The sequence below is a fragment of the Streptomyces sp. 13-12-16 genome (genome assembly GCF_002114215.1).
Lineage (GTDB): Bacteria > Actinomycetota > Actinomycetes > Streptomycetales > Streptomycetaceae > Streptomyces.
The window spans coordinates 1-808 of sequence record NZ_NCTE01001304.1 but is presented as its reverse complement, the minus strand read 5'-3'; the positions used below and the strand labels follow the sequence as shown (position 1 = coordinate 808).

Here is an 808-nt window from a genome sequence, read left to right as displayed (position 1 = left end):
CTGATGGCCGCCGAGTTGCTGTTCACCCTCGTCGTCGGCAGCGTGGTCTTCCGCCGTCGTCCGGACCCCCGGACCTGGCTGGCGTTCGCCGCCCTGGCCGCCGGGCTGGCGGTGTTCCTGATCTCGGTCGCCCCGACCGCCGGCCGGTCCACGGCCTCCGCGGGGCGGTGGCTCGTGACCGCGGGGGCGGTGCTGGGCGCCGTCGTGGTGCTGGTGGTGACGGCCCGCGCGGTACGGGGCGCGCCCCGCGCGGGGTTGCTGGGGCTGGCGTCCGCCGTGTCGTTCTCCCTGACGGCGGCGCTGCTCAAGGAGGTGACCGGCAGGATTCCGGACGGGGTGGGCGCCGTGCTGGGGACGTGGCCCGTGTACGCCACCGCCGTCGCCGGGGCCGTCGCCTTCCTGTTGCTCCAGAGCGCGTTCCGGGCCGGGACGCTCGCGGCGTCCCAGCCCGCCCTGACCCTCGGTGACGCGCTGACGAGCGTGGCGCTGGGGTGGGCGCTGTTCGGGGAGCAGATCACGCTCGGTGTGCGGGTGGTGCCGGCGCTGCTCGGCGTGGCGCTCATGGGGGCGGGCACCGTGGGCCTGGCCCGCGCCCCGTCGGTCTCCGGAAGCTGGGACGCGGCGTCGCGGAGTCCGGGTACCGACTCGCCCCGGCCCGTGTCGTAGGCACCCCGAACCGGCGCGGCGGCCTCCCGCGGAAAGGAGTCGGAAGCCGATGCCCGTGTCCCCAGGCCCCTCCCCCGCCCGGCGGGCGGCGGTCGTGCTGGCTCCCGTCGCCGCCGTCGCCGCGGCGCACATCGCCCCCGCC

General features: G+C 77.6%; 1 protein-coding gene. It reads left to right on the top strand.

All coding sequences use genetic code 11. The features are described 5' to 3' along the window. The coding region (locus B7767_RS40170; RefSeq protein WP_085576230.1) for a DMT family transporter at positions 1-666 on the top strand (666 nt) is incomplete at its 5' end. Positions 667-808 lie beyond the last annotated feature (142 nt).